The sequence below is a fragment of the Micromonospora sp. LOL_023 genome, from assembly GCF_048060115.1.
In the GTDB taxonomy this organism is placed as follows: Bacteria; Actinomycetota; Actinomycetes; order Mycobacteriales; family Micromonosporaceae; genus Micromonospora_E.
The window spans coordinates 1-533 of record NZ_JBHMIM010000192.1 but is presented as its reverse complement, the minus strand read 5'-3'; the positions used below and the strand labels follow the sequence as shown (position 1 = coordinate 533).

Annotated in this window: 1 pseudogene; it reads right to left on the bottom strand. The window is 66.4% G+C overall.

Annotated features, from left to right (window positions below):
- Positions 1-423, bottom strand: a pseudogene (locus ACFHVL_RS31425) (glycosyl transferase family 28); the annotation flags it as partial.
- Between the last annotated feature and the right edge of the window lie 110 nt (positions 424-533).

The following is a 533-nucleotide window of genomic DNA, read 5'->3' as shown; positions in this document are numbered from 1 at the left end:
GGCGAAGGTCAACGCGTCCCAGATCACCAGGTCTGGTTGCCAGCCGCGGGCGAACTCCACCAGGTCGTCCAACATCACCTGGTCGGTGAGGTACTCGTAGTCGGCGGAGCAACCCATCGTGAAGGCGCCGAGGACGTAGTTCCAGGTGAGGCGCTCCGACCGGGTCTCGGTCATGCCGGAGGTCAGGCTTTCCCAGGTGGCACCGGTCCCGGCGCTGTCGTTCCCCTTCTCCTGCAACGAGCCCATCATGTTGAGCTCGTTGCCGACCGGCACACCGGTCAGGCCGGTCCGCCCGATGGTCTCCATCAGGTCGGGGTGGCTGGCGACGCAGACCTCGTGGCCTGCGGTGCGCATCGCCCACAGCACCGGCACCAGGTTGTACAGGTGGGGCTTTGTCGCGAACACGGTGGCGAGCACGCGCATGGCGGAATCTCCCGGACGGACTAGGCCCGCGGTCCGGCCGCGAGTTGTTCGAGTTGGGTGGTGACGTCGTTGGGGGTGGGGGTGGTGAGTATGTCGTGTTGGACGTTGGT